Genomic DNA, 20,875 nt, shown 5'->3' with positions numbered 1-20,875 from the left:
GAGCTGGCTGGCCGCGGCAGATGTGGAGAGGGTCCACAGCGGGCAGCCAGGCCCCCGAGCACAAGGTCAGCCAGGAAAGGCTCCCGCCTCTTACTGAGGTCCGGCCTGCTGTTCTTTTTGCCTTGCCGCCTCCGCCGCGGCCTGGAGCGGCAGCACGACCTCCTCGGCCAGGCGCGCGACGATGTCCGGCGCATAGGGCGCGCGCAGGTTGAGAATGAGGTGCGTGGCGCCCGCCTCGACGAAGGTTTGTAGCGCTGAGCGGAGGGCCTCCAGGGGACGGCCCTGCTCAAGAGGTAGCTGAATCGAGCGCTCGATCTCCTGCGGATTACGTCCAATGGCAGCACAGTGGGCATCGAGTACAGCCTGCTTACGCCGGAACTCGTCGACATCGCTGCCATTATAGTTCCAGATCGAGGCATAGCGCGCCACCACGCGCAGCGTCAGACGCTCGCCGCTGCCGCCGATGACAAAAGGGGGATGAGGCCGCTGGAGCGGCTTCGGTTCACACGGCGCCTCGTAGAGGCGATAGTAGTTTCCCTCGAACGTCACACGCGGCTCTGTCCAGAGGCGCTTGATGACTTCGCAGGCTTCTCCCAGGCGCCGAATACGCTCGCCCGTTGAGTAGAACGGCAGGCCATAGGCGCGGTGCTCGCGCTCGAACCAGGCCGCCCCAAGGCCAAAGTCAAGCCGCCCCCTCGAGATCAGATCGAGGGTCGCCCCCATCTTGGCCAGGAGAGCGGGATGACGGTAGGTGTTACCAGCCACCATCAGCCCCAAACGCAGCCGCTGCGTCTGGGTCGCCAGGGCCGTCAGCAGCGTCCAGCCTTCCAGCATCGGCCCCTGACTCTGCTCCTCCGGCCCCAGCGGGATAAAATGATCGAAGAGCCAGGCGTGCTCAAAGGCCGGCTGGGCATCGGCCTCTTGCCAGACCCGCAGAACTTCCTCATAGCTTACAAACTGCTGCGCCGTTTTGATGCCAAAGCGCAACCTTGGCCTTCTTACAACCATTGCCTTGATCTTTCTACTGCTGTGCTCTTGCGATTGTCACAGGCTCAGACGCGCTCAAGCGGAACGAAGCCGAGCGTGCGCAGCACATTGTTCATCACCTGGGCCGTGGTCCGCACAATCCAGGCGCGGAATGCCTTGACACGCTGATCCTCTTCCTTAACGATGGGAGGTGTGTGCTCGTAGAAATCGCTGAAGTGCGCGGCCAGGTCGTAGGCATAGGCAGCCAGCAGATTGGGGGCCAGGTGGCGCGTGGCCTCCGCCAGGCGGCGCGGATAGGCATCGATATGGCGCAGCAGCTCCCATTCGCTCTGTTCCAGAGCAGGCGGCAGCTCGTCCAGGTGTTCGGGCACCTCGTAGCCGCTCTCCTGCAGGCGACGGAGAATGCTGTTGGCACGCGCGTAGGCGTACTGGAGATAGACCCCCGTGTCTCCGGTTGGCCGGAGGACCTCCTCCATATCGAGGGCGATCACCTGTTGCAGGCTAAAGCGGATCATAAAGTAGCGAATCGCCGAGGCCCCCAGAATAGCGGCGGTCTCGTCCGGCAGATCCGGCTTGACCTCTTTCATCCGGGCGATGGCCGCGTTGATCAGGTCGTCGGCCTTGATCTCGATGCCCTTGCGGCCCGACATCGGATAGAATTCGCGCCCGTCTGAGGTATCGATCCCGAGGCTGGCGGCAGTAGCGGCTGAGAGCGTGACGATCTCGTAGGCCAGGTGGGTCGAGTTTTTGGCCTGCTCCTCATAGCCCAGGCGGCGCAGGCTCTCGTAGACCACTTGCTGGGCGTAGGACTGGCGCACATCGATGACGTTGATGACGCGCTGAGCATGCCCGAAGCGCAAGGGATCTCCCTCGTGGCTGGTCTCTCCCTGACGCGCCGGCGTGCGCATGGTCCACAGCAGGCGCCCATCGTGCTGACGGCCCCAGGGCACAAAGGTAAAGTGGACATCGAAGGCCGCCTCATCGGTCAGCCCAAACTTCCAGAGCTGGTAAGCGATATCCTTGGCGGTGTAGGTCGCCGTCCCATCGCTCTTGACTAGCACCTTATCCAGGGTATGCTCGCCCTCTTCGTCCTGGGCTTCGCCTTCACCAAAGGGTAGAATCCAGCAGCCGGCCAGCTTGCCGCTCTCAGGACGCCGCAACAGGCCACGATTTTTCAGGACCTCGAAGGTTTTGCGCCAGAGGCCACTGTGGAGAATGGCCGACTCCCAGGTGAGCAGGTCATAGGAGATATTCAGCCGGGACATGGTCTTGAGATGGGCCTGAACAATGCGCTGAGAAAGGTCGGCGGCCAGGGCCGCATAATCCGCCTCTTCCTCCGGCTGACCAGCCTCAGCTTCGCTGCCGCGCTCAATGGCCCGCAGCACAGCACGACGCCGCTCCAGCAAGGCTGGCTCCTCGTCGTACGCCTTGCCTACGGCCACATAGACACGCGAGCAGTAATAGTCAAATGGCTCACCTGGCAGAGGCTCATCGCCCTCGGGCAAATGGAGCCGCCCCTCCTTCAGGAGGGTGAAACCGACCACCACATCGGCCACCTGGACCCCGGTATCGTCGATGTAGTTCTGAGCCTCTACCTGGTAACCCTGGGTGCGCAGCATCCGCACCAGCGTGTCTCCCAGGCAGGAGTTGCGCAGGTGACCAACGTGGGCCGCTTTGTTGCTGTTGATGTTCGTATGCTCAACCACCACCTTGGTGCCTACTCCCGCCTCGCTTTGCCCAAAGTCAGGGCCGGCCTCCAGCACGCGCACCATGATGTCCCGGCTCACCAGTGGGCGGTTGAGACGGAAGTTGAGATAGCCCGGGCGCGTGGCCGTGACCTCCTGCAGCGCTGGCAGGTTCAGCGAGCGCAGATAGTCGGCCAGGGCTTCGGCAATGACCAGCGGTGGCCGTCCCAGGCGATTCTTCGCGGCCCACGGCATGAGCGGAACGGAGTAGTCCCCAAAGCTGGCCTGGGCGGAGAAGCCCAGGTCGATGGGGAGTTCCTCAACAGGATAATCGATCTGTTCCCGGGCCAGGTAGTTCCTCGCCGCTTCTCTAACCAGTGCGCTGAGATACTCATGGAGATCTCTCGGTGCCGCTTCGGCGGTTTCCTGTGCCTCTGTGCTTGTTGTCATACGGCCTCACTAAACAATCCGCAACACGGACGAATGAAGTTGGGTCATTCTAGAGTGAAACGTTTGCGTTACACTATAGCGTAGCTCTCTTGACCGGTCAAGGCCCAGGGGACCACGGGGGACCAGTCCGCTGTCGCCGTCCCGCTCTTTCTCTTTCTCTCAAAGAAAGGAGAAAGAGAGGCGGCAGGCAGACCAGGGCGACGAGACACGGTGCGTATCAACAGGAGGAGAGGGCCGGAAGACAGGCTCTCTCTGGCACAGCAGGCCACCAGCCAGCCAGATAGGACGGTCAGCCCGCCGTCGACAAGAGAGCCGGAGGAACAGAGGTCAGGAGAGAATCAGGGCGGTCAGAGCACTGCTTGCGTGGGCCGATACCAAAGGGGCGTGACAGGTGGCTGGCCTGTCACGCCGACACCACTCTCTCTTCGCTTTCGCTGCGGAAATCAGACGGACCTTTACCGGCGAGAGCGACCGCCAGGAAGCGGACTCAGGCCATTGGCCCAACCGGCAAGCGGAATGGTCCCTGACCACTCTCCAGAATGCCCGCCCAGGAGCGATACCAGGCCAGAAGGGCGGTGACGATGCCGAGCCAGCCAGCAACATTGGTGATCACCGAGTTGCCGCTGAACTCAGCGATGCCCAGCACCACAAAGGTCAGGAAGAGGAAGAAAAGCACCGCCATCAGGGCCAGGTCGGTACGAAGAGCGCTCAGGAAGAAGAGCAGGGTAATCAGCCCCCAGGCCAGCATGAACCAGCCCAGGATAGGACCGGTCACCAGCAGCTTCTGCCAGACGGTAAAGCCAAAGGCCAGCCAGAAGGCCCCATAGGTCGAGAAGGCCGTGGCTCCAAGGGTGTTGCGGTTGCGGAATTCCCACATGCCCGCCAGGAACTGCGCCAGGCCGCCGTAGAAGAGCGCCAGACCAAGAACATCATTGATACCATTGCTGGAGACAAGACCGGCATTGACAACGCTAAGGACAAATGTGGTCAGGGCAAATGCGGCCAGGCCAAGTGGAGCGGGATTGGCAACTGCGGCGGCAGCCGGTTCGCTGCGCTCTGCTGCAATCTGGGCCATTGACGTTCCCACCTTTCTGTCGAGATTTGTTGATCTTTTGGCCCGATGGACCTCACCTCCCGGTTTCGGCGCTTAGCTCGCTTGCGGGCACTGCGCCGCCCGGGCTGGTACTCTCCACAGGCGCCTCTGCCTGCTACCTACCAGGTAGGAGGTCGCCACACCAGATGTTGCAAACACCTTCTATCCGCCTCGCGCTCGCTCAGGTACCCCTTCGCTTACGCGCTTCCACAACCAGGCATATATCTATTTATGGATGAGATTGGCGCCCAGTACCTCCCTTTCTGCAGTTGGCTACTGCTCAGTAACTATGGTCGCATCAGAGGAGTGGTGTACGTGATTATTATAACACATTTCGCGGGCTGGCGGAACGTGGTTCTATGGCCTTCTAAGGAACAAACTGACTCTAGCGGCCCGCTCCCCAAACACTACCTCGTGAGATGGCTCAAGAGCAGCCGCGTCAGAAGAGGTAGGGAGGGGAGAGGCGGTCTCTGACAGAAAAGGGCTGTCGATGCGGTTCTTGGCCCTCTCAGCGGCCAGGCTGGGATTCAGAAGGCAGAGGAACAGCTCGGCCTGGGCACTCACCTGCCGATGTGGTACACTGGCTAGAGGATGCGCGCCGGGGCGGGGTCTGCCGACAGAGGCCGGTCTTGCCTTTGTGACGATCGCGCTCTCACCTGCATGCAGATGCTACTGTCTTTCCCTTCACCATCAAAGATGAGGTGCTTCGATGCCGCAAGATATCTTCGTTATTGCAGGGGCACGCACACCGGTAGGTGTCCTGCAAGGCTCTCTCTCAGAGATCAGCGCTATCGATTTGGGCGTGATCGCCGCCAAAGAGGCGCTGCGACGGAGCAGGGTGGAGCCGGCGTTGGTTGATCAGGTTGTCATGGGCAATGTTCTGCAGACCAGCAAGGATGCCATCTACTTTGCTCGTCACGTCGCTTTGAAGGCTGGCCTTCCGATCGAGGTGCCAGCGTTGACGGTCAATCGCCTGTGCGGCTCGGGTTTGCAGGCGATTGTGAGTGCGGCTCAGCTCCTCCTGCTTGGCGAGGGCGATATCGCCCTGGCCGGTGGGGCCGAGAACATGACACAGGCGCCCCATGTGATTCGGGGCGCCCGTTTTGGGTTTAAGCTGGGCCAGACTCCCCAGCTTGAAGATAGCCTGTGGGAGGCCCTGATCGATACCTATATCGGCTGTGGCATGGCCATCACGGCGGAGAATCTGGCCGAGCGCTATGGCCTGACGCGCGAGGAGGTCGACGCCTACGCCCTGCGCAGCCAGGTCGCGGCCCGCCGCGCCCAGCAGGCCGGCTGGCTGGCAGAGGAGATTGTCCCTGTGACGGTGCGCGATCGCAAGGGGAATAGGGTAGAGTTTAGTCAGGACGAGGGTATTCGCGATACGTCGCTGGAGGCCCTGGCGAAGTTGCCAGCTCGCTTCCGAGAAGGCGGAGTGGTGACTGCCGGCAACGCCAGCGGTATTAACGATGCAGGGGCATGCGTGGTCCTGGCTACCGAGGAGGCTGTGAAGCGCCATCAGCTGCAGCCGCTGGCACGCCTGGTTTCCTGGAGCGTGGTGGGCGTGCCCCCCGAGATTATGGGCATCGGGCCAGCCCCGGCCATTCGCCAGGCTCTCAAGCGGGCCGATCTGCGCCTGGAGGACATGGACCGTATCGAGGTCAATGAAGCCTTCGCCGCTCAGTATCTGGCGGTGGAAAAGGAGCTGGGCCTGCCGCGGGAGAAGACGAACGTCAATGGCGGTGGAATCTCGATTGGCCATCCGCTAGCTGCCAGTGGGGCCCGGCTGACGATTACTCTGCTCCATGAGCTGCGCCGCCAGGGCTTGAAGTATGGGGTGGCTTCGCTCTGCATCGGAGGTGGCCAGGGTATCGCTGCTGTCTTCGAGAATGTGGCCTAGCTCTCCGCTCTGGCTGGAGTTGCTCGGGAGCTGCCAGTCCTGCGCCTCCGCCTGTTCTGGGCCACGAGCAGAACCTGGCTTCTAACAACAGGGATGGCCCAGGGCCGGCCCGGCTGGGTTCAATGGCCGGCCCTGGGCCTGCTTGCCTCCGAGGTCCTGACTGCTGAGGCTGGTCCAGCAAGCCAGTGATGGAAGGAAGCGAGCGCAGCCGATCAGTCTGGAGGAAAGAGCACACCGATGAAATATGGCCTTGTTTTACCTCTAGCAGGTATCGAAGGCTCGAGTCAGCGCCTGATTGAGTACGCCTGCGCCGCCGAGGCAGCCGGCTGGGATGGTCTTTTTCTGGAGGACTATACCGTTTATTGGGCCGAGGGACAGCTCACGTTTGATCCCTGGCTGCTACTGACGGCTATCGCGTTGCGCACGAGCCGTATACGCCTGGGCATTACGGTGATTCCTCTGCCCGTGCGCCAGCCCTGGAAGGTGGCACGCGAGGCGGTGACGCTGGATCATCTTTCCGGCGGCCGCCTGATCTTGGGCTTCGGACTGGGCGATCTTCAAGATCGCTACTTTGGCGAGAGCGACGATCTCAAGGAACGGGCCGCCAGACTCGATGAGGGACTGGCAGTCCTGGCGGGCCTGCTGAGTGGCCAGCCTTTCTCTCATCGCGGAGCTTATTACCAGGTGGCTCCTGTAGCCTTCAGGCCCAGCCCGCTCCAGCAGCCGCGTATTCCTATCTGGATCGGGGGATTCTGGCCGCGTCAGGCTCCCGCTCGCCGTGCCGCGCGTTGGGACGGCTTTTGTCCAGCCAAGCTGCCAGGCGATGAAGAGGATGGACAAATGCGGCCCACCGATGTCGCGGCTATCCGGCGCTTCTTAGAGGCCGAGCGCGGCAGTCTGGAAGGGTTTGACCTGGTGGTCGGCGGAAGCAGTCCCCGGAACCAGGCAGAGGCCCGGAGGCAGGTTCGGGATTTTGCCGAGGCAGGGGCAACCTGGTGGATAGAGTTCGCCCTGCCTGGGCCCGGTCAGGCTGCCGAGGCACTCCAGCGCATCCAGGCCGGCCCGCCGGTCTAAGGTTGAGGCCCCTTGAGGCTTCTCAGGGCCTCTAGAGGAGTCTCGCGCCTCAAGTCCGTCACAGCGGTTATGGCCCGGGAGCAGGGCAGAGACCTCGCTGCGGACAAGCGCCAATCAGAGGTGGGTGAAACCCCGCACAAGCAGAGCTAACAAGAGCAGCAGCGCCGCCAGCAGGTTGCTGCTCATGTTTTGGCCCATGAGGACCAGGTAGTGCTGCAGCTCACCTCGGGCACGTCTCAGGACCAGGTAGACGGGGATGACCGTCAGGGCCGCCAGGACCGCATACCAGGGGAAGACTCCAAGAAGGATGTCGACGATGATGAGCAGGGCGGTGAGGCCCAGGAGCAGCTTCCCAAGCTGCCGCGCTCTGGCCTCTCCCAACAGCACTACTGGCGTTTTTTTGGCCGCTTCGCGATCGGCCCGCCAGTGAAGGAAGTGATGGAAATAGAGGACCAGCGTGGTGTAGAGTCCAACGGGCAGGGCAGCCAGTATGGCAGATAGGCTAACACTGCCCGCCTGAACGTAGTAGGAGCCTACAAGCGGGAGCAGGCCGAAGGAGAGAAAGATGTCAAGTTCGCCAAGACCACGCCCGCGATAGGCAAGGCGCAGGGGTGGCGCAACGTAAAAGAAGGCCAGTAGGAACCCTCCCACGGCGAAAGCAAGCACCCAGGGGCGCCAGAGGCTGAGGACGAGACCGCACAGCAGGGCGACCGCGAAGAGCAGTAGCCAAAAGCGCCGATATTCGGCGAGCGTGGCTTTGCCGCTGAAGAGGGCCTGTGAGCCGGTGGCAAAGGCCTCCCCCCGGTTTTGTAGCTGACGGGCGCGTGCGTCGGTGCCCGCCGCAAAGTCAAAGACGTCGTTGATGACGTTGGCCCCAAGATGAGCGGCCAGCGCCCCTACCAGGGTGAGCAGGAAGAAACCCCACTGGAAGCCATAGCCCTCCTGCCAGGCTAGAACAGCCCCGAGAACTACTGGCGCCCCCATGACGGGCAAGGTGCGGGCCCTGGTCAGCGTTGCCCAGCTACTCAGCTTTTCCATAGTCCGTACTGGAACCTCCTCATGATAGACCCCTGCTTCTTGGTCTGCCTCTGCTTTGCCGCCGCTCCTCTCCTTGCCTCCTCACCTACCTGACCCCAGCCGAGGCTGGCTGCCGGTAAGACGCTCTCTTCGACAGCCCCTGCTCCTCACCCACCCGATCGACCATCGGCGATACTACCTCCTCAATTATAGAACACGGCTGCCCACCACGAGGAGCACCCACGCACGGACCAGGTTTCGCTTTCTCCGTCAGGTTGCTCTTTCCCTTGCTGTCGGATGATACACAAGAACATCGCTGAGCCAGTATAAAAATCCGATTAAATATTCTTGTATAATTTTCTTTTCTATATTGATAGAACAAAGAAAGAAACATATAATATCATTGTGCCCAGAAATCACCGCCCACGAGAAAGGTTGGACGGGGACAGGTGGCACTCCTGGGCTCCCAGGAAAGGAGTAGCGACAGCTACGGCTAGAGAGGCAGGCCCATGGGCTGATCGTCAGTGTCTTTTCGGCATCTTTGTTTTATGCTAGCCCAAAAAAAATAAGAAAAAGGAGCAATAATGTTCTGTCGATAATGGCTCAAGAAACAGGATGTACGGAAAATGTAAGAAGGTCGTACCTTTCTTGAAGGGTGACCAGGGAGGAGTGGAGGACATGGCCGCCGGGCAAGACCCAAGGGTGAGAGGAGCAAGGGGGCACCTCGCCGCCTGCTGCCGGAGACCGGCTGTTGTCAGAGTAAGGAGGGCAGACCCCAGACGCTGAGAGCCAGTACAGGCGGCTCCTGCTTCAGCCACACGGATGCTCACAGGGGTTGGGTACTTTCCCTTTGAGGGCTGGAGGCAGGGGTGAGGTGAAGTCAGACGAGGCGAGCCAAGGCAGGGTAGGCCAGGACAATGTGGGCTGGCCTGCCACGAGGTTCTGTCTGGAGGAAGGTGTATTATGCAAGGGTTAATCGTTGTGACGTGGGAGCGGTATCTCTATGAGCGCTTTGGCAGAGGACTTTTAGAGGTCTACCGCAGAGCCATCGGTTTAGAGAGTCACGGGACCCCTCTGGCGAGTCGTATCTACAAAGATGAGCAGTGGCTTCTCGGCGTCGAGGCCGCCAGCAAACTGACGAAGCTGAGTCCAGAGACGTTGCTGCGCGAGTATGGACGCTACTTCCTGCTCAATGGCCTTACGGGACACTTCTGCGCTTACCTGTTGAGCCAGGTGCGCAGCGGGCGCGCGCTCCTCCTGGCCATGCGCGATGCCCATGCCCAGATGCGACGCGCCTCGTCTCAGCTCATTCCCCCAGTCTTTCGCTACGAGAGCATTTCCAGCAATCCAAATGAGCTGTTGCTCATCTACAACAGCCCTCGCCATCTCTGCTCTCTGTTGTGGGGAGCCATTGAAGGCGCGGCGGAGCGCTACGGCGAGGCCGTGCGCATTATCGAGGTCGCCTGCATGAAAGATGGCGCCCCTGAGTGCCGGCTGGAAGTGCAGTTTCTCCCCGGCAAAGGCCAGCCACTCGAAACGCCAGCTCAGACGAGCCAACGGCTCGCGCGCCTGCGTCTGGCTCACCTGGTCCTGCTCGCTTTGCCCGAGCAGGATGGCCTCACGCTCTCCGAGCTGGCAGAGCGGCTGCGCCTGCGCCAGGTCGAGAGCGAGCAGTTGCGCCCGCGTTTGCTGCTCGAGGCTCTGGAGCACCTGCAGTTCGCCGGATTGGTGAAAAGCAATGCCGGCCAGGATGGAAGCGAGCTGTTCCATCGCCGCTATTGGCGCGCTCCTACCTCGGGGAAATAGCGCCCGCTCTGGGTGAATGCAGGCAGGCTGTACGGCTGCCCCTCGGCGAACGGTTGGCTTTCCCCCGGCGATTGGGAGCCTGCCCGTGATGGCGGCGGCAGGTCAACCTCCACCTGCAGATCCTCTGCCGGCAGCTCTCCGGGAACCGTAACAAGTGTTGCTACTCAACGTCGCCGAGCTGGAGCGAAGCCAGGGTTTCATCCTGCAGATAGCAGGTGCGGTGGACGGGCCAACTGGTAGCGGCGCAGGCCAGGACGATCTGCTCTATCTCCGCTGCAAGAGGAGGTGAAGGAGTGAAGGAGCGGCCTCTCCCACTGGCCCTCTGGCCACAGGCAGGTTTGGGGCTACCAGGCTCCCTCGCCAGAAGCCGGACATCCGCCCTGGGCTATGCCAGGCAGATCGGATCAGCAATGTCGAAGGAAGGTGCGCTCCGCCAGGTCCACTTTACTTCCCTCAGCTACATGCTCTTTGTGGGAGGCATAGATGACAGGTGATCGCCGCCCTGACTCCACGCTGAGGCCAGGCCCATCAGATGGCGCTCAGGGCCTGACTGTGAGCCTGGCCGCTGCCGGTAGTCCTCGGCCTGAGCCATTGGGAACAGCATGGGTCCCAGGTTCCGCTAGCGGATTGCCGCTTGACTCAGGCTGCCTCGGAGACCTTCCTTTACTGCCCCAGACAGCAGCTTCCCTCTCCGGCCGCGTTCGAGAGCGCCAGCGAGAGTGGCTGCTTGCCGATGCAGCCCTTCTTCTGTCTAGCGCTCATCTCAGGCGTCCGGACCGGCGACATGTTCGAAGTGCCCATCCGCCGCGGACCCTTCTGGCCGCTGCCCCCTGCTCGAAGCCAACTCACTCTCCCCTGCTCTACTGCCCAGGATGCGTTCCTTCTCTCCTCATGCTTGACTTCTTCCCCTCCCATCGAGTAAGATACCAGGTGCTAGTAACATATGTTACTGGCATTTCCTCCGGGGGGATAGCCTATGTCTGAGCGCAGTGGTACGCGCTGGTTGCAACTGACGTATAAAGTTCCAAGTGAACCTTCGCAAAAGCGAGTCTGGGTCTGGCGCCGCCTGCAGCATCTGGGGGCCTACCCGCTCCAACACTCGGTCTACGTCCTGCCTTTTACAGAGGAGGTCGAAAAGCACTTTCGCCAGCTCGCCAGCGAAATACGGGAGATGGGGGGAGAAGCCAGCCTTTTCCTCCTTGTTGCCCTTGATCCTGCTGACGAGGAACGTATGCTGCAGACGTTGCTGGAGGCGCGCTATCGTGAATACGAGCAGGTTATCGACCTGGCCGAGCGTTTCCTGACTCATGCCTCCTCTCTGATTGAAACCGAGTGCCACAGCGAGGTTGTTCAGGCAGAGCTGGGCAGTTGCCTTGAGAAACTGCACGGGCTTTTTCGCAGTGCCCGCCGCCACGACCTGCTTGGCTCACTGACCGCCACCAAACGGGCCACGGCGGCCGAGCTGCTGGCCGGCTGCGAGCAGCTGTTTCGCCTTCTAGTGGAAAGGGATTATGCGCGGGCCCGTCGCCTGTTAACTTTCTATGGAAGGCTCTCTGCAGAGAGCGAGGAGGCAAGTCAACAGCTGGCCGACTCCTCGACGGTCGCCGGCCAGCTCTAGCCAGAGAGAAGACAGCAGCAACGCCCAGGTCAGCGATCAATCAGACAAGCGGATCAGGGGGCAAAGACGGTTGCCGTCTGCCTGGTATGGTTGCCTGTCTTCACCAGTCCAATTGGCTGGCCTGAACCGCTTGCTGGGCCAAAGCGGCCAAAGAGGTTGAAAACCTCCAACTGTGAGCTGCCGTTAGCCGTATCTATAGTAGAGCGAGGAAGGCATGTGGGAAGCCCACAGCTTCCAGCTTTCTTCGCCACTATTGCGCTCGCCGCTTGCGGCGGGAGGAGAGGTTATGCAGCACCAATCTCTAAGACAGACAACAGCAGGTAAGGCCAGGGTTGAAGCGCTGGCGCTACGCGAGACCTTGCAACGCTATCGCCTGCTCCTGGGCATGCTTGCAAGCGCCGCTTCGGCGCTAGGCACCTATCAGCTGCTTCGGCTCCTGTTCCTGAAGTAAGCGGCCCAAGGCTCCGGCTCCCCTTCACCTCTAGTGGAGTGGGGTCAGCCAGGGAGGGCCAATCTCCGGCCCTGAGCCGGTTCGCTGCAGGGGCCGGCCTCCGGAGCGGAGCCACCTGCTCCGCGCCATTCCTGTCCGTAAAGCTCCCGGGCGAGGAAACGCTGCAAGCCAAGCCAAGCGGATCACCTGCAGTGAAGAAGCCTCCGCCAGGGCGCCTCAAAGGCGAGGCAGCCTGGCGTTTGCTATCGCTCATCGTCTGCTACCCAGTCTCACCTCGCTTTCTTTTCCCTCGACTAAGCCACCTTTCTTCCGCCTTTCGCCGTCCATGACCATGAGGCTCTCAGCCTCCGTCGGGCCGGGCCGTCTCCTATCAGGACAATGTCCCTCTTTCGCCATCTCAAGGCGGGAGAACAAAGAGGGGAGAGGAAGATAGGCTTTTGGCCCTCATGGGCAGGGCCGGCCCCTTTCTTCTCTTTTTCTCCCATGGCGAAAAAGGGAGAAAGGGGCCAGGCTGTGGGCTTGCGTCCCTCGGCCAGAGCAGGTAGAATCAGCTACATATGGCCGGGTCAAAGCTTGCCGCGGACAGGGGGACACAAGGAGAAGCGTGAACACACCGCTCTCAGGGTCAAATTCTTCGATCCCCGCGCGGCCCGTGCGCGACAATAGCCCCCGTCGTCTGATGGTCACCGCTGGTGTGGTGATCTTTGCCATTCGTGATTGGACACTCTGGGTGCTGCTGCGTGAAGGGCCGTGGGGACCGCCCATGCGCCTTGTCCTGAGCAATGAGACGGTGACCGAGGCGGTGCTCCGCACGCTGCAGGCAGTGCTGCTCTGGCCCGATGAGGCCGCCTTGCTGCAGTTAAAGGCGGGCTGGGTAGAGCAGCAGGTCTATGTCTGGGGGAGCGCCGAGCAAGGGGCGGCCGTTTCTCTGATCCACAGTGTGCTCCTGCGCGCTAATCGCGATGAGCTGCGCCCCAATCTGCACCGCCATCCGGTACCGAGCCTGCGCGTGCAATGGACGCCGGTGGCCGAGGTCGAGTCCGGTCAGCGCCAGCTTGATCCCGAGGCGCGGCCCGTGCTGGAGATGGCCCTCAATACGCTCCGTTCGGAGATCCAACGCAACCCCGAGCTAGTGCTGCGCTATCTGGCTGATATGGCCACTCCACGCCGCGATAGTATCGAGTGGTGGCGCCAGGAGACCCATACGGCCCTGAGTAAGGAGACTCGCCCGCTGCGCGCTCTCCGCGAACCACCCAGCGGCGACGGTACCCTGACGCTGGCCGAGGCGACGCTCCTTTACCGCGCTTTTTTCCCTCCCGATGAACAGATCGACCTCTCTAACCTGCGCCGCCGCTTCCTGGCCACTAATACCCTGGAACCCCTCGATGAGGAACGCCCGGTGCGCGGGCGCGAGCTGGATTGGCGCCGCGTGAGCCGCGCCTACCGCTACCGCGGTCGCGCTGAAGGCGAGTGATCTGTGCTATAGTTAGGTAGGTAGGTAGGAGCCGGGCCACGGTCAGGGTCGACCTCGGTCCCCTTAAGGGGCCTGCACGAGGTGCTCTCTGCCTGGCTGAGACAGCTCCCGCTCTCTGACTGGACTGAGAGGAAGAGGCGCGAGCGCGTCGGAGAAACAACGAGACGGAAGCAGGCCAGCAGGAAGGCAGACAAGAGAGGAGAGTGGCAAGCATGGCCAAAGTGACGACTCACGGCGGCGATACAGGCTACACCGGGCTGCTCGGGGAGCAGCGCGTCCCGAAGTATGATCCGCGCCCTGAAACCTTCGGCACGGTCGACGAGGCAACTTCGGCCCTTGGGCTGGCGCGCGCTGTCGCCAGGGACCAGCGGGTCAAGGACCTTATTTACCGTCTCCAGCAGGATCTCTACCTCTTAATGGGAGAGCTGGCGACTCCCCCCGAGAATTATGAGAAAATTGGGCTGCGCATCACCGCAGAGCATGTGCAGCGCCTGGAGGCAGAGGCCGAGCGGTTGAAGCGCGAGGTGGAGATTCCCAACCGCTTCATTATTCCCGGCGATACCCCCGATGGGGCCGCCCTTGATTTCGCGCGCACGGTGATCCGCCGCGCCGAACGCCTGGCTGTGAAGCTGCTCCACGACGGGGTCATCCACAATGGCGAGGTGATTCGCTACCTGAATCGCCTTTCCGATGTGGTTTTTATCCTGGCACGCTATGTTGAGGTACGCTCTTCGCTGGCAACCCTGCCCGACACAGAACCAGGTCAGGTCCCTGGCTCATCCCCAGCCGAGTAGGCCGCTGCCACCCATTGGTACCCTTTTCTTTGGCTCGATCAGGTCGACCGCAACAAAACGGCTCGCCTGTGCATTATCTCCTGTGAGGGACCCAATTTTTCCTTTCACCTGGTGATGGGGCGTATGAAGACTCTGGAGGATGAGTCTCGGCTGACGATCGAGGCGTGCCACGGCTCAACAGCAGCCTTTGAGGCTCTGGTGATCTATTATGAGCCGCGCATCAGGCGCATGCTCTATAGCTTAACACACGATATACAATTAACTCAGGATCTCTGCCAGGAAACCTTCCTGGCAGCTTTTCGTGCTTTGCCCCGCATGAAGGGGGAAGAGCTGCAGTTTGCCCCCTGGATCTACCGTATTGCCTTGAATCAGCTGCGCAGCGAGTGGCGCCGTCGCCGTCGCATCACCTGGGTTCCCTTCACCAGTCCAAGTGGCCAGGGCGATGATCTTTCAGAACTTCCGCCCGAGGAAGCCCTTGTCAGCGATGAGCACTTCGAGGAGCAGGTGATGGAGCGCGATCTGGTGGCCCGCGTGCTGGCCCAGCTCCCCCCGGCCTCCGCTACCTGCCTTCTCCTCGACGCCGAGGGCTTTTCCTACCGCGAGATTGCCGAGATTATGCAGGATTCGCTGCCAGCCGTGCGTAGTCGCCTGGCTCGCTCACGCCAGGCGTTTCAGCAGGCCTATAAGCGGCTTGATCGAGGAGGCCAGTCATGAAGCGAAAAGAGCGACCTGATTCATCGTCATGTCCTCTCAGCATCCATTGTCTGCGTCTGCTCGATGAGCTTGATGAGCAACAAAGGCCGGAACGCGCCAGGAGCGAGCCGACGTCGTCCAGCCCGCATAGCGAGGAAGCTGAGTTAGTGGGACGATTGCGGCGTCATCTGCCCGAATGCCAGATCTGCGCCGCCCTGGTGGCCGAGGCCCGCCACGAACGCGACCAGCAGCGCCAATTGCTGCGTCAGTTCCTGGAAGAGGCCGAGCGCCGCACCCCTTCAACTCAGGAGCTGATCCTGCGGGCGATCCGCTCAGGCCAGGCGCCAGGCGAGCGCGCAGCTGAGTCGCTGGCGGCCCTCAATCACGCTGATCATGGCGGGCAGAACCACCATCGCCACCTCCCCCTTGCCGTGCTCAGCCGGCTTCCCGAGTCAACTTCTGGGCCACTCTCCTTGACGCGACCCGCCCGGCGTTCCCCTCTGGTGGAGACGCTGGCCCTGGTGGCAGTCATTCTGCTGGTCCTGATCTCGACGGGAAGCCTGGGCTACCTGCTGCTCCTGCGTCCCTCCACCCAAACGCCCGCTTCCTCGCAGCCAACGGCTATCTCGCTTAAGGCTACCTATCAGAGCCTGGCCTGGAAGGCCGTCCTGATGGTCGATTCTGCCCCGGACTCGGCTGGCCGCTATCCGCTCTATAACTATGACCCCTTTAGCGGCCAAAAGCACCTGGTGACTACCTCCTGCTGCGAGGGGCCTTCCGCTGTCGACGGAATCGCTCACAGCGGGCGAGACCTGCTCTATCATGAGAGGGAGGGTCAGACCTGGCTCTATCGCACGCTGTCGCACCCCTCTCCTCTTTTCCGCTGCCTTTGCAACAACATCAGCGCTGTCTGGACGACGGATGACCGCTATGTGCTGATCAATGCCGATCAGACGCTCTATCTGGTTGACCTGCTTGGTACGAGTAAACTTCTTTATACCTCGCCCATGCTCGCAGATAGTCGGCTGCTCTTCTACTACAACGATTTCTTATTCCTCTCGCGCCAGGAGGGAAAGAACGAGGTGCTCTATCGCCTCGATCTGGCCAGCGGCGAGCAGCATCCAGTGGCCGTTCGGCCGCTGGAGAGCAGCCAGCAGGCGGGGATCTCCTCCCACGGCCGCAGCTCATGGCTGCTCAGTCCGACCGGCTCGACGATCTACTACAGCGCTGGCTCCGGCTTGAAGGCGACGCTTTACACGGTCAATAGCGATGGAAGCCAATCACGCCCGCTCGGTCGCCAGGGCATCCCTCTCGGCTTTGCCGAAGATAACCGCCTGCTTTTCCTGCAGGAGGTACGGGGCGCCTTTGAGGTGAAGAAGCTGGGTTCTACTCCCCAGGAAGATCAACTGGTGGTCGTCAATGCAGCGCCTGGCGCCGACAATGTGCTGGCCGATGAAGTGGCGCTAGCCCCTTATGGCTGGGCTTTGCTGACCGAGGCCCTCTATCCCGACCATTCGTTGCGTCTGTGGGCCACTGACCTGACAACCCATGCTCAGAAACTGCTGCTCTCGCTGCCAGCCTCGATGGTCACCCGTGGGAATATCCCGCAACTTGTCGGCTGGGATCAGCTCGCCGTGGGGCCAACCGCTACACCCACGCCCTCGACAGCTCAGATACCCGCGGGGACAATGTCTGCCGCCGACGACTGGAACGGGCTGCTTCTGCTCTCAAGCACTCAGGACGGGCAGATCTCGGTCAGCAACTATAACTACGCTACCGGGCAGCTCCAAACTCTGCTCTCGGGATTGCCCTCTCAGACAGAGATCGATGGGATCTCTCCCGATGGGAGTCTGCTTGCTTACCATGTTCCTGACACAGCGCATACGAACTACTACGTTGTGGACCTGCGAGCAACGCCGCCGCTTATGCGCTTCCAGTACGAGAGCGCAGGAGGCGGTGGCAATGCGATCTGGCTGAGCGCTCAGACGCTGCTGATCAATGCGCCCTCTGCCCTGCTGCAGGTCAACATCCTTCGGCCGCAGCCCAAGGCGATCATGCCTTCGCTGCCGAACGCGCGCCTGGTCTTCTACAGTGCTCCCTATCTCTACTTCGCCCAATCGCTGACCGAGAAGCGCTCGGCCCTCTTCCGCCTGCCGCTGGGGGAGACCTCCACCCAGGGGCAGGCGATCACGCCGGCGGTGGCTGCGACCGACTTCTGGCTCAGTCCCGATGGCCGTACCATCTACTACGCCAGCAATCAGTCAGGGTCTGCCGGGATCTACGCCGTTGATAGCGACGGCAGCAATGGCCACCTCCTGCGTCCCTGGGGAGTACCCATCGGCTATGCCGCCGACAATTCGCTGGTGGTCATGCGCTATCATCAGGGCAATTTCGAGGTAGTAAAACTGGGGCTGGCGCCTCTCCAGGATGAGGTTCTGTTGGAGAACGCCGCTCCCGGGGCGGCCAAACTGTGCGATACTCTCGGTGGCGACGCTCAGGCGACCTCGGTGGACCAGGGGAGAATCTGCAAGAGCGCCGTTGCTCTCGCCCCCTATGGGCATCATCTGGTCGTGCAGGCTCACTACGCTGACGGACATGCGACTCTGCTGGCCTACGATCTGGATACCGGCCAGCAGCTCTCGGCACAGACAACCCCGACGAGCCGCCTCGTCGGCTATAACCGCTATCCACCGGCCTGAGCACGCTCAAGCCAGGATGGGCCGTCTTCAGGGTGGGGATCTTGTCCGCCAGTGGGACGGACTGAGGGAGGATTTGAGGGAGATCCCTCAGTCCGTCCCACTGAGGACTCTCCAAGGGGGGAAGTGACAGCAGCCTGGCACTCAGGCCCTGACTTGCTCCCTGGCCTCTCCCTTTAGATACGGTACTCTTCAGGGTTCATGGCACGCCAGATGCGTACCCGTCGGATGCCAGCCTCGCGAAGGAGGTGTGCACTGGCTTCGTGGCTATTGGCCAGGCTCGAAGGATAGTGAGCATCGGAGCCGACGCTGACCGGCGTTCCCTGCAGGGCACAGGCCCGTAGGAGACGACGCACCACCTGAGGATAGGTGGCGACGTCAAAGCCATTGATTTCGAGAGCGACATCGCAGCGTGTCGCTTCCGCTGCAAGCTGCTCTAGCTCTTCGTCAATGTTGGCAGGTAGATGCGGATTCTCGACGAACAACCTCACCGGATGGCTGACCACACTAAAGAGGCCAGAGCCAACTGCCTGACGCAGTAGCTCCATATAGCGATGCCAGGCGCGCTCTGCCTCCGGCGGCCCTCCCCAGCCTTCTTCGTTCTCAAGCAAGCGGCCATCAATCTCATGGACCGAGCCGATGAGGAAATCCCAGGGATAGCCCTGCAGCAATTCATGGACGGCCTCGATCTTGCCAGGAATAAAGTCGATCTCCAATCCCAGACGGACATCAAACTGCAGAGCCTGCCCAGCCTCCTGGACGGCCTCAATATAGTCCACCAGGGCCATCTCCGGCCCTTCCAGGGGCATATGCGTCAGCAAGGGGCGCACCTCGCGCATCTGAAAGACATGCTCAGAAAGCCCCAGGACCCGCAACCCGCGCTCCCTGGCCTCACTCACCATCGCCCTGGCCGAACTGCGGGAAACGTGGCTATGAAAGTCTGTATCGATCGTCATTGCTTCTCCTTCGTTCAAAGCAGCCGCGTCACGGGCAGCAGCCGGCCCTCGCGGAAACGCCGGAGGCTGAACTGCTCGATATCCAGCGGACTGCTTTTGCCGGTAGTCACATATTCGATCAGGAGCTGGGCCGCCAGGGGAGCGTGCATCAGGCCATGCCCGGAGAAACCACAGGCACAGAGAAAGCCCTCGACCTCGGTGGGACCCAGCACCGGATGTTCGTCGGGCGTCATCTCATAGAGGCCGGCCCAGGCCTGTCGCAGATGCAGACCGACCAGCGCAGGAAAGCGCCGCGCGATGACGCGCTGGATCTGAGGCCAGACGCTCGGATCAAGCCTTAACTCAAAAGCCTCTGGGGCCAGAGCAAGGCTGGCTGCCTGCTCCTCGGGAGTGGGCTGATGTGGCAGGCCCAGGAGTAAGTTGCCATCGCGCCAGCGGAAATGAAAGCCGCTGGCCTGTTCGACGACCATCGGCAGCTCGGGCGGCAGTCCGGTCACTGCCTCGCAGAGATAGAGCTGACGTCGCAAAGGATAGACGGGGAGATCGGTGATTCCGACAAGGCGCGCCGTCAGCGCTGCATAGGCCCCCGTGGCATTGATGACCAACGGCGTGAGGAATCGTCCCTGCGGGGTCTCTACCGCCCACACACGCCCCCTCCGTGTCCGAATGGCCACAACGGGGCAATGCTCGTAGAGCGCTATGCCCTGGCGACGGGCCTCAGCGAGGAGAGCCTGCGTCATTGCCGCCGGATCGGTGTAGCCATCGGTCGGGCAGAAGCTGGCGCCGTACAGATCATCCGCCAGCAGTCGCAGCCCCGGCCAGCGCGCGACCACCTGGGCCGGCGTCAGCAGCTCGCTGGGTACGCCAAGCCGTTGCTGTAGGGCGACGTAGCTCTGCATGGCCCGCCAGCGCTCAGCGTCGCTCACCAGGAAGAGATAGCCATACTGGTAGAAAGGGGGAGGCAACAGGGCAGCCGGCCTGGCCTGGGCCTGCATCTCAGCGATGAACTGCCGATAGAAGTGCCGCCCCTCACGCGCGAAGATAATATCCAGCTCGTCGGCGAACTGCTGGCGCAGTCCCCCAGTGGCACGCCCGATCGAGCCGGAGGCCACCGTCTGGCGCTCCAGAACGACGACCTCGCGCAGGCCGCGCCGGGCAAGCTGATAGGCCAGGGTAGCGCCCATGATGCCTGCACCAATAATGGTGATGGCCGCCGTTCTCCTGGCTCTGGCGCTGCTTGCCACAACGCTCACACCTCGCGCACCAGGGTGACCGTAAAACCGTCGCGATAGCCCTCATCGATATTGAGGGCCAGGGAGAAGAGGCGGGGATCGCTCGTGATGCGCCGGCAATACTCGACAATGCCCGCCGTGACTTCATCCACAGGTTCACGGCTAAAGCGGCCATCGCGCAGGCAGTTGTCAGCCACAATGATGCTACCGGGATGGCTGAGCTGCAAGGCCCAGTCGAGGTAGCGTGGATAGGGCGGCTTGTCGGCATCGATAAAGATCAGGTCAAATGGTCCCGCTCCCTCGCTAACGAGGGCGGGGAGCAGCTCCAGGGCCCGCCCAAGGCGGATCTCTACCCGCTCACTGACACCAGCCCGCTCAAAGACGCGGCGCGCTACCTCGGCATGCTGAGGATTCATCTCCAGCGTAATCAGGCGCCCGTCGGCAGGTAAGGCCCTCGCCATCCAGAGGCCACTATAGCCCCCGAGCGTGCCGATCTCCAGAATGGTTCGCGCCCGACAGACCAGCGCCAGAAACTGCAAAAGCTTGCCTTCGATAGGCGAAATATTGATCTGCGGCAGCCCGGCCTCGGCACTGGCCCGGAGCGCATAGCGCAGCGCATCATCCTCCGGGGCGAAGACGTGGTTGATCTGCTCCTCCAGCTCCCGCTGGATCTGCACCAGACGGCGCAGGGCCAACAGCTCCTCCTCAGCCGTTGTTCTTTGCTCATGCACGTCGCTCAAGTCGCTTTGCTCCTTTGCCTGGAATGGCCACTCATAACGATGCTGGCTCCCGAGAGCAGCGCCTGGGCCGCAGGGAGTCAGCTCCGAGGGAGCATCTCAGCCCTGTTGGCGCCCTCGCTCCTGACTCGCTTTCATTGTATGGCTGCACGGCAGGTAATGTCAACCTGGCCCACAGCCCCTTACCCACGTCTCGGCCTCGCGGGCGAGTGGGG

16 protein-coding genes are annotated in these 20,875 nt (G+C 61.8%); 9 read left to right on the top strand and 7 right to left on the bottom strand.

All coding sequences use genetic code 11. The features are described from left to right. Positions 1–90 precede the first annotated feature (90 nt). From ACFMO7_RS10815 to ACFMO7_RS10805, 3 genes are all read right to left on the bottom strand, one after another. Entirely contained in the window at positions 91–1,008 is a 918-nt protein-coding gene (locus ACFMO7_RS10815) for an LLM class F420-dependent oxidoreductase (protein ID WP_376795499.1), read from the bottom strand. A 44-nt stretch (positions 1,009–1,052) separates the two neighbouring features. After that, positions 1,053–3,122 (bottom strand): arginine--tRNA ligase, encoded by a 2,070-nt coding sequence (locus ACFMO7_RS10810; RefSeq protein ID WP_376795498.1) that lies wholly within the window; start codon positions 3,120–3,122, stop codon positions 1,053–1,055. Positions 3,123–3,609: 487 nt separating this feature from the next. Further along, the gene (locus ACFMO7_RS10805; RefSeq protein WP_376795497.1) at positions 3,610–4,197 is read right to left on the bottom strand and encodes an acetate uptake transporter; all 588 of its coding nucleotides are present in this window, start codon (positions 4,195–4,197) and stop codon (positions 3,610–3,612) included. Between the two features lie 727 nt (positions 4,198–4,924). On the opposite strand from ACFMO7_RS10805, the gene ACFMO7_RS10800 reads away from it, so the two are divergent. Both ACFMO7_RS10800 and ACFMO7_RS10795 read left to right on the top strand, forming a co-directional pair. Beyond that, complete coding sequence (locus ACFMO7_RS10800) at positions 4,925–6,112, top strand: acetyl-CoA C-acetyltransferase (RefSeq protein ID WP_376795496.1); 1,188 nt, start codon at positions 4,925–4,927, stop codon at positions 6,110–6,112. 237 nt (positions 6,113–6,349) lie between these two features. Beyond that, positions 6,350–7,186 (top strand): LLM class flavin-dependent oxidoreductase, encoded by an 837-nt coding sequence (locus ACFMO7_RS10795; protein ID WP_376795495.1) that lies wholly within the window; start codon positions 6,350–6,352, stop codon positions 7,184–7,186. Positions 7,187–7,300: 114 nt separating this feature from the next. On the opposite strand, the gene ACFMO7_RS10790 is transcribed toward ACFMO7_RS10795, so the two are convergent. Beyond that, positions 7,301–8,224: a prenyltransferase gene (locus ACFMO7_RS10790; RefSeq protein WP_376795494.1), complete on the bottom strand. Its 924-nt coding sequence runs from the start codon at positions 8,222–8,224 to the stop codon at positions 7,301–7,303. A 942-nt stretch (positions 8,225–9,166) separates the two neighbouring features. Here ACFMO7_RS10790 and ACFMO7_RS10785 point away from each other — a divergent pair. From ACFMO7_RS10785 to ACFMO7_RS10755, 7 genes are all read left to right on the top strand, one after another. Further along, positions 9,167–10,009 (top strand): heme NO-binding domain-containing protein, encoded by an 843-nt coding sequence (locus ACFMO7_RS10785; protein WP_376795493.1) that lies wholly within the window; start codon positions 9,167–9,169, stop codon positions 10,007–10,009. A 976-nt stretch (positions 10,010–10,985) separates the two neighbouring features. After that, complete coding sequence (locus ACFMO7_RS10780) at positions 10,986–11,627, top strand: Chromate resistance protein ChrB (protein WP_376795492.1); 642 nt, start codon at positions 10,986–10,988, stop codon at positions 11,625–11,627. A gap of 286 nt (positions 11,628–11,913) precedes the next feature. Next, entirely contained in the window at positions 11,914–12,078 is a 165-nt protein-coding gene (locus ACFMO7_RS10775) for a hypothetical protein (protein WP_376795491.1), read from the top strand. Positions 12,079–12,682: 604 nt separating this feature from the next. After that, complete coding sequence (locus ACFMO7_RS10770; protein WP_376795490.1) at positions 12,683–13,552, top strand: hypothetical protein; 870 nt, start codon at positions 12,683–12,685, stop codon at positions 13,550–13,552. A gap of 212 nt (positions 13,553–13,764) precedes the next feature. Further along, complete coding sequence (locus tag ACFMO7_RS10765; protein ID WP_376795489.1) at positions 13,765–14,346, top strand: cob(I)yrinic acid a,c-diamide adenosyltransferase; 582 nt, start codon at positions 13,765–13,767, stop codon at positions 14,344–14,346. 123 nt (positions 14,347–14,469) lie between these two features. Beyond that, positions 14,470–15,060, top strand: coding sequence for an RNA polymerase sigma factor (locus ACFMO7_RS10760; RefSeq protein WP_376795488.1), 591 nt, complete (start codon positions 14,470–14,472; stop codon positions 15,058–15,060). Next, the gene (locus tag ACFMO7_RS10755; protein ID WP_376795487.1) at positions 15,057–17,738 is read left to right on the top strand and encodes a hypothetical protein; all 2,682 of its coding nucleotides are present in this window, start codon (positions 15,057–15,059) and stop codon (positions 17,736–17,738) included. The genes ACFMO7_RS10760 and ACFMO7_RS10755 overlap by 4 nt, the downstream gene beginning before the upstream one ends. A 173-nt stretch (positions 17,739–17,911) precedes the next feature. Here ACFMO7_RS10755 and ACFMO7_RS10750 read toward each other — a convergent pair whose 3' ends face one another. From ACFMO7_RS10750 to ACFMO7_RS10740, 3 genes are read right to left on the bottom strand one after another with little or no spacing between them, the layout of a single operon-like run. Next, a complete protein-coding gene (locus ACFMO7_RS10750) occupies positions 17,912–18,691 on the bottom strand; it encodes a PHP domain-containing protein (protein ID WP_376795486.1) in 780 nt (259 codons plus the stop codon). 14 nt (positions 18,692–18,705) lie between these two features. Continuing rightward, positions 18,706–19,944 (bottom strand): NAD(P)/FAD-dependent oxidoreductase, encoded by a 1,239-nt coding sequence (locus ACFMO7_RS10745; RefSeq protein WP_376795485.1) that lies wholly within the window; start codon positions 19,942–19,944, stop codon positions 18,706–18,708. Continuing rightward, positions 19,941–20,654 carry an O-methyltransferase gene (locus tag ACFMO7_RS10740; RefSeq protein WP_376795510.1) on the bottom strand — a complete coding sequence of 238 codons (714 nt, stop codon included), beginning with the start codon at positions 20,652–20,654 and terminating at the stop codon, positions 19,941–19,943. The genes ACFMO7_RS10745 and ACFMO7_RS10740 overlap by 4 nt, the downstream gene beginning before the upstream one ends. Positions 20,655–20,875 lie beyond the last annotated feature (221 nt).

It is taken from the genome of Thermogemmatispora sp., from assembly GCF_042408735.1.
Lineage (GTDB): Bacteria > Chloroflexota > Ktedonobacteria > Ktedonobacterales > Ktedonobacteraceae > Thermogemmatispora.
Note: the sequence above shows the minus strand (reverse complement) of the source record. Positions and strands in the feature narration are given on the sequence as shown.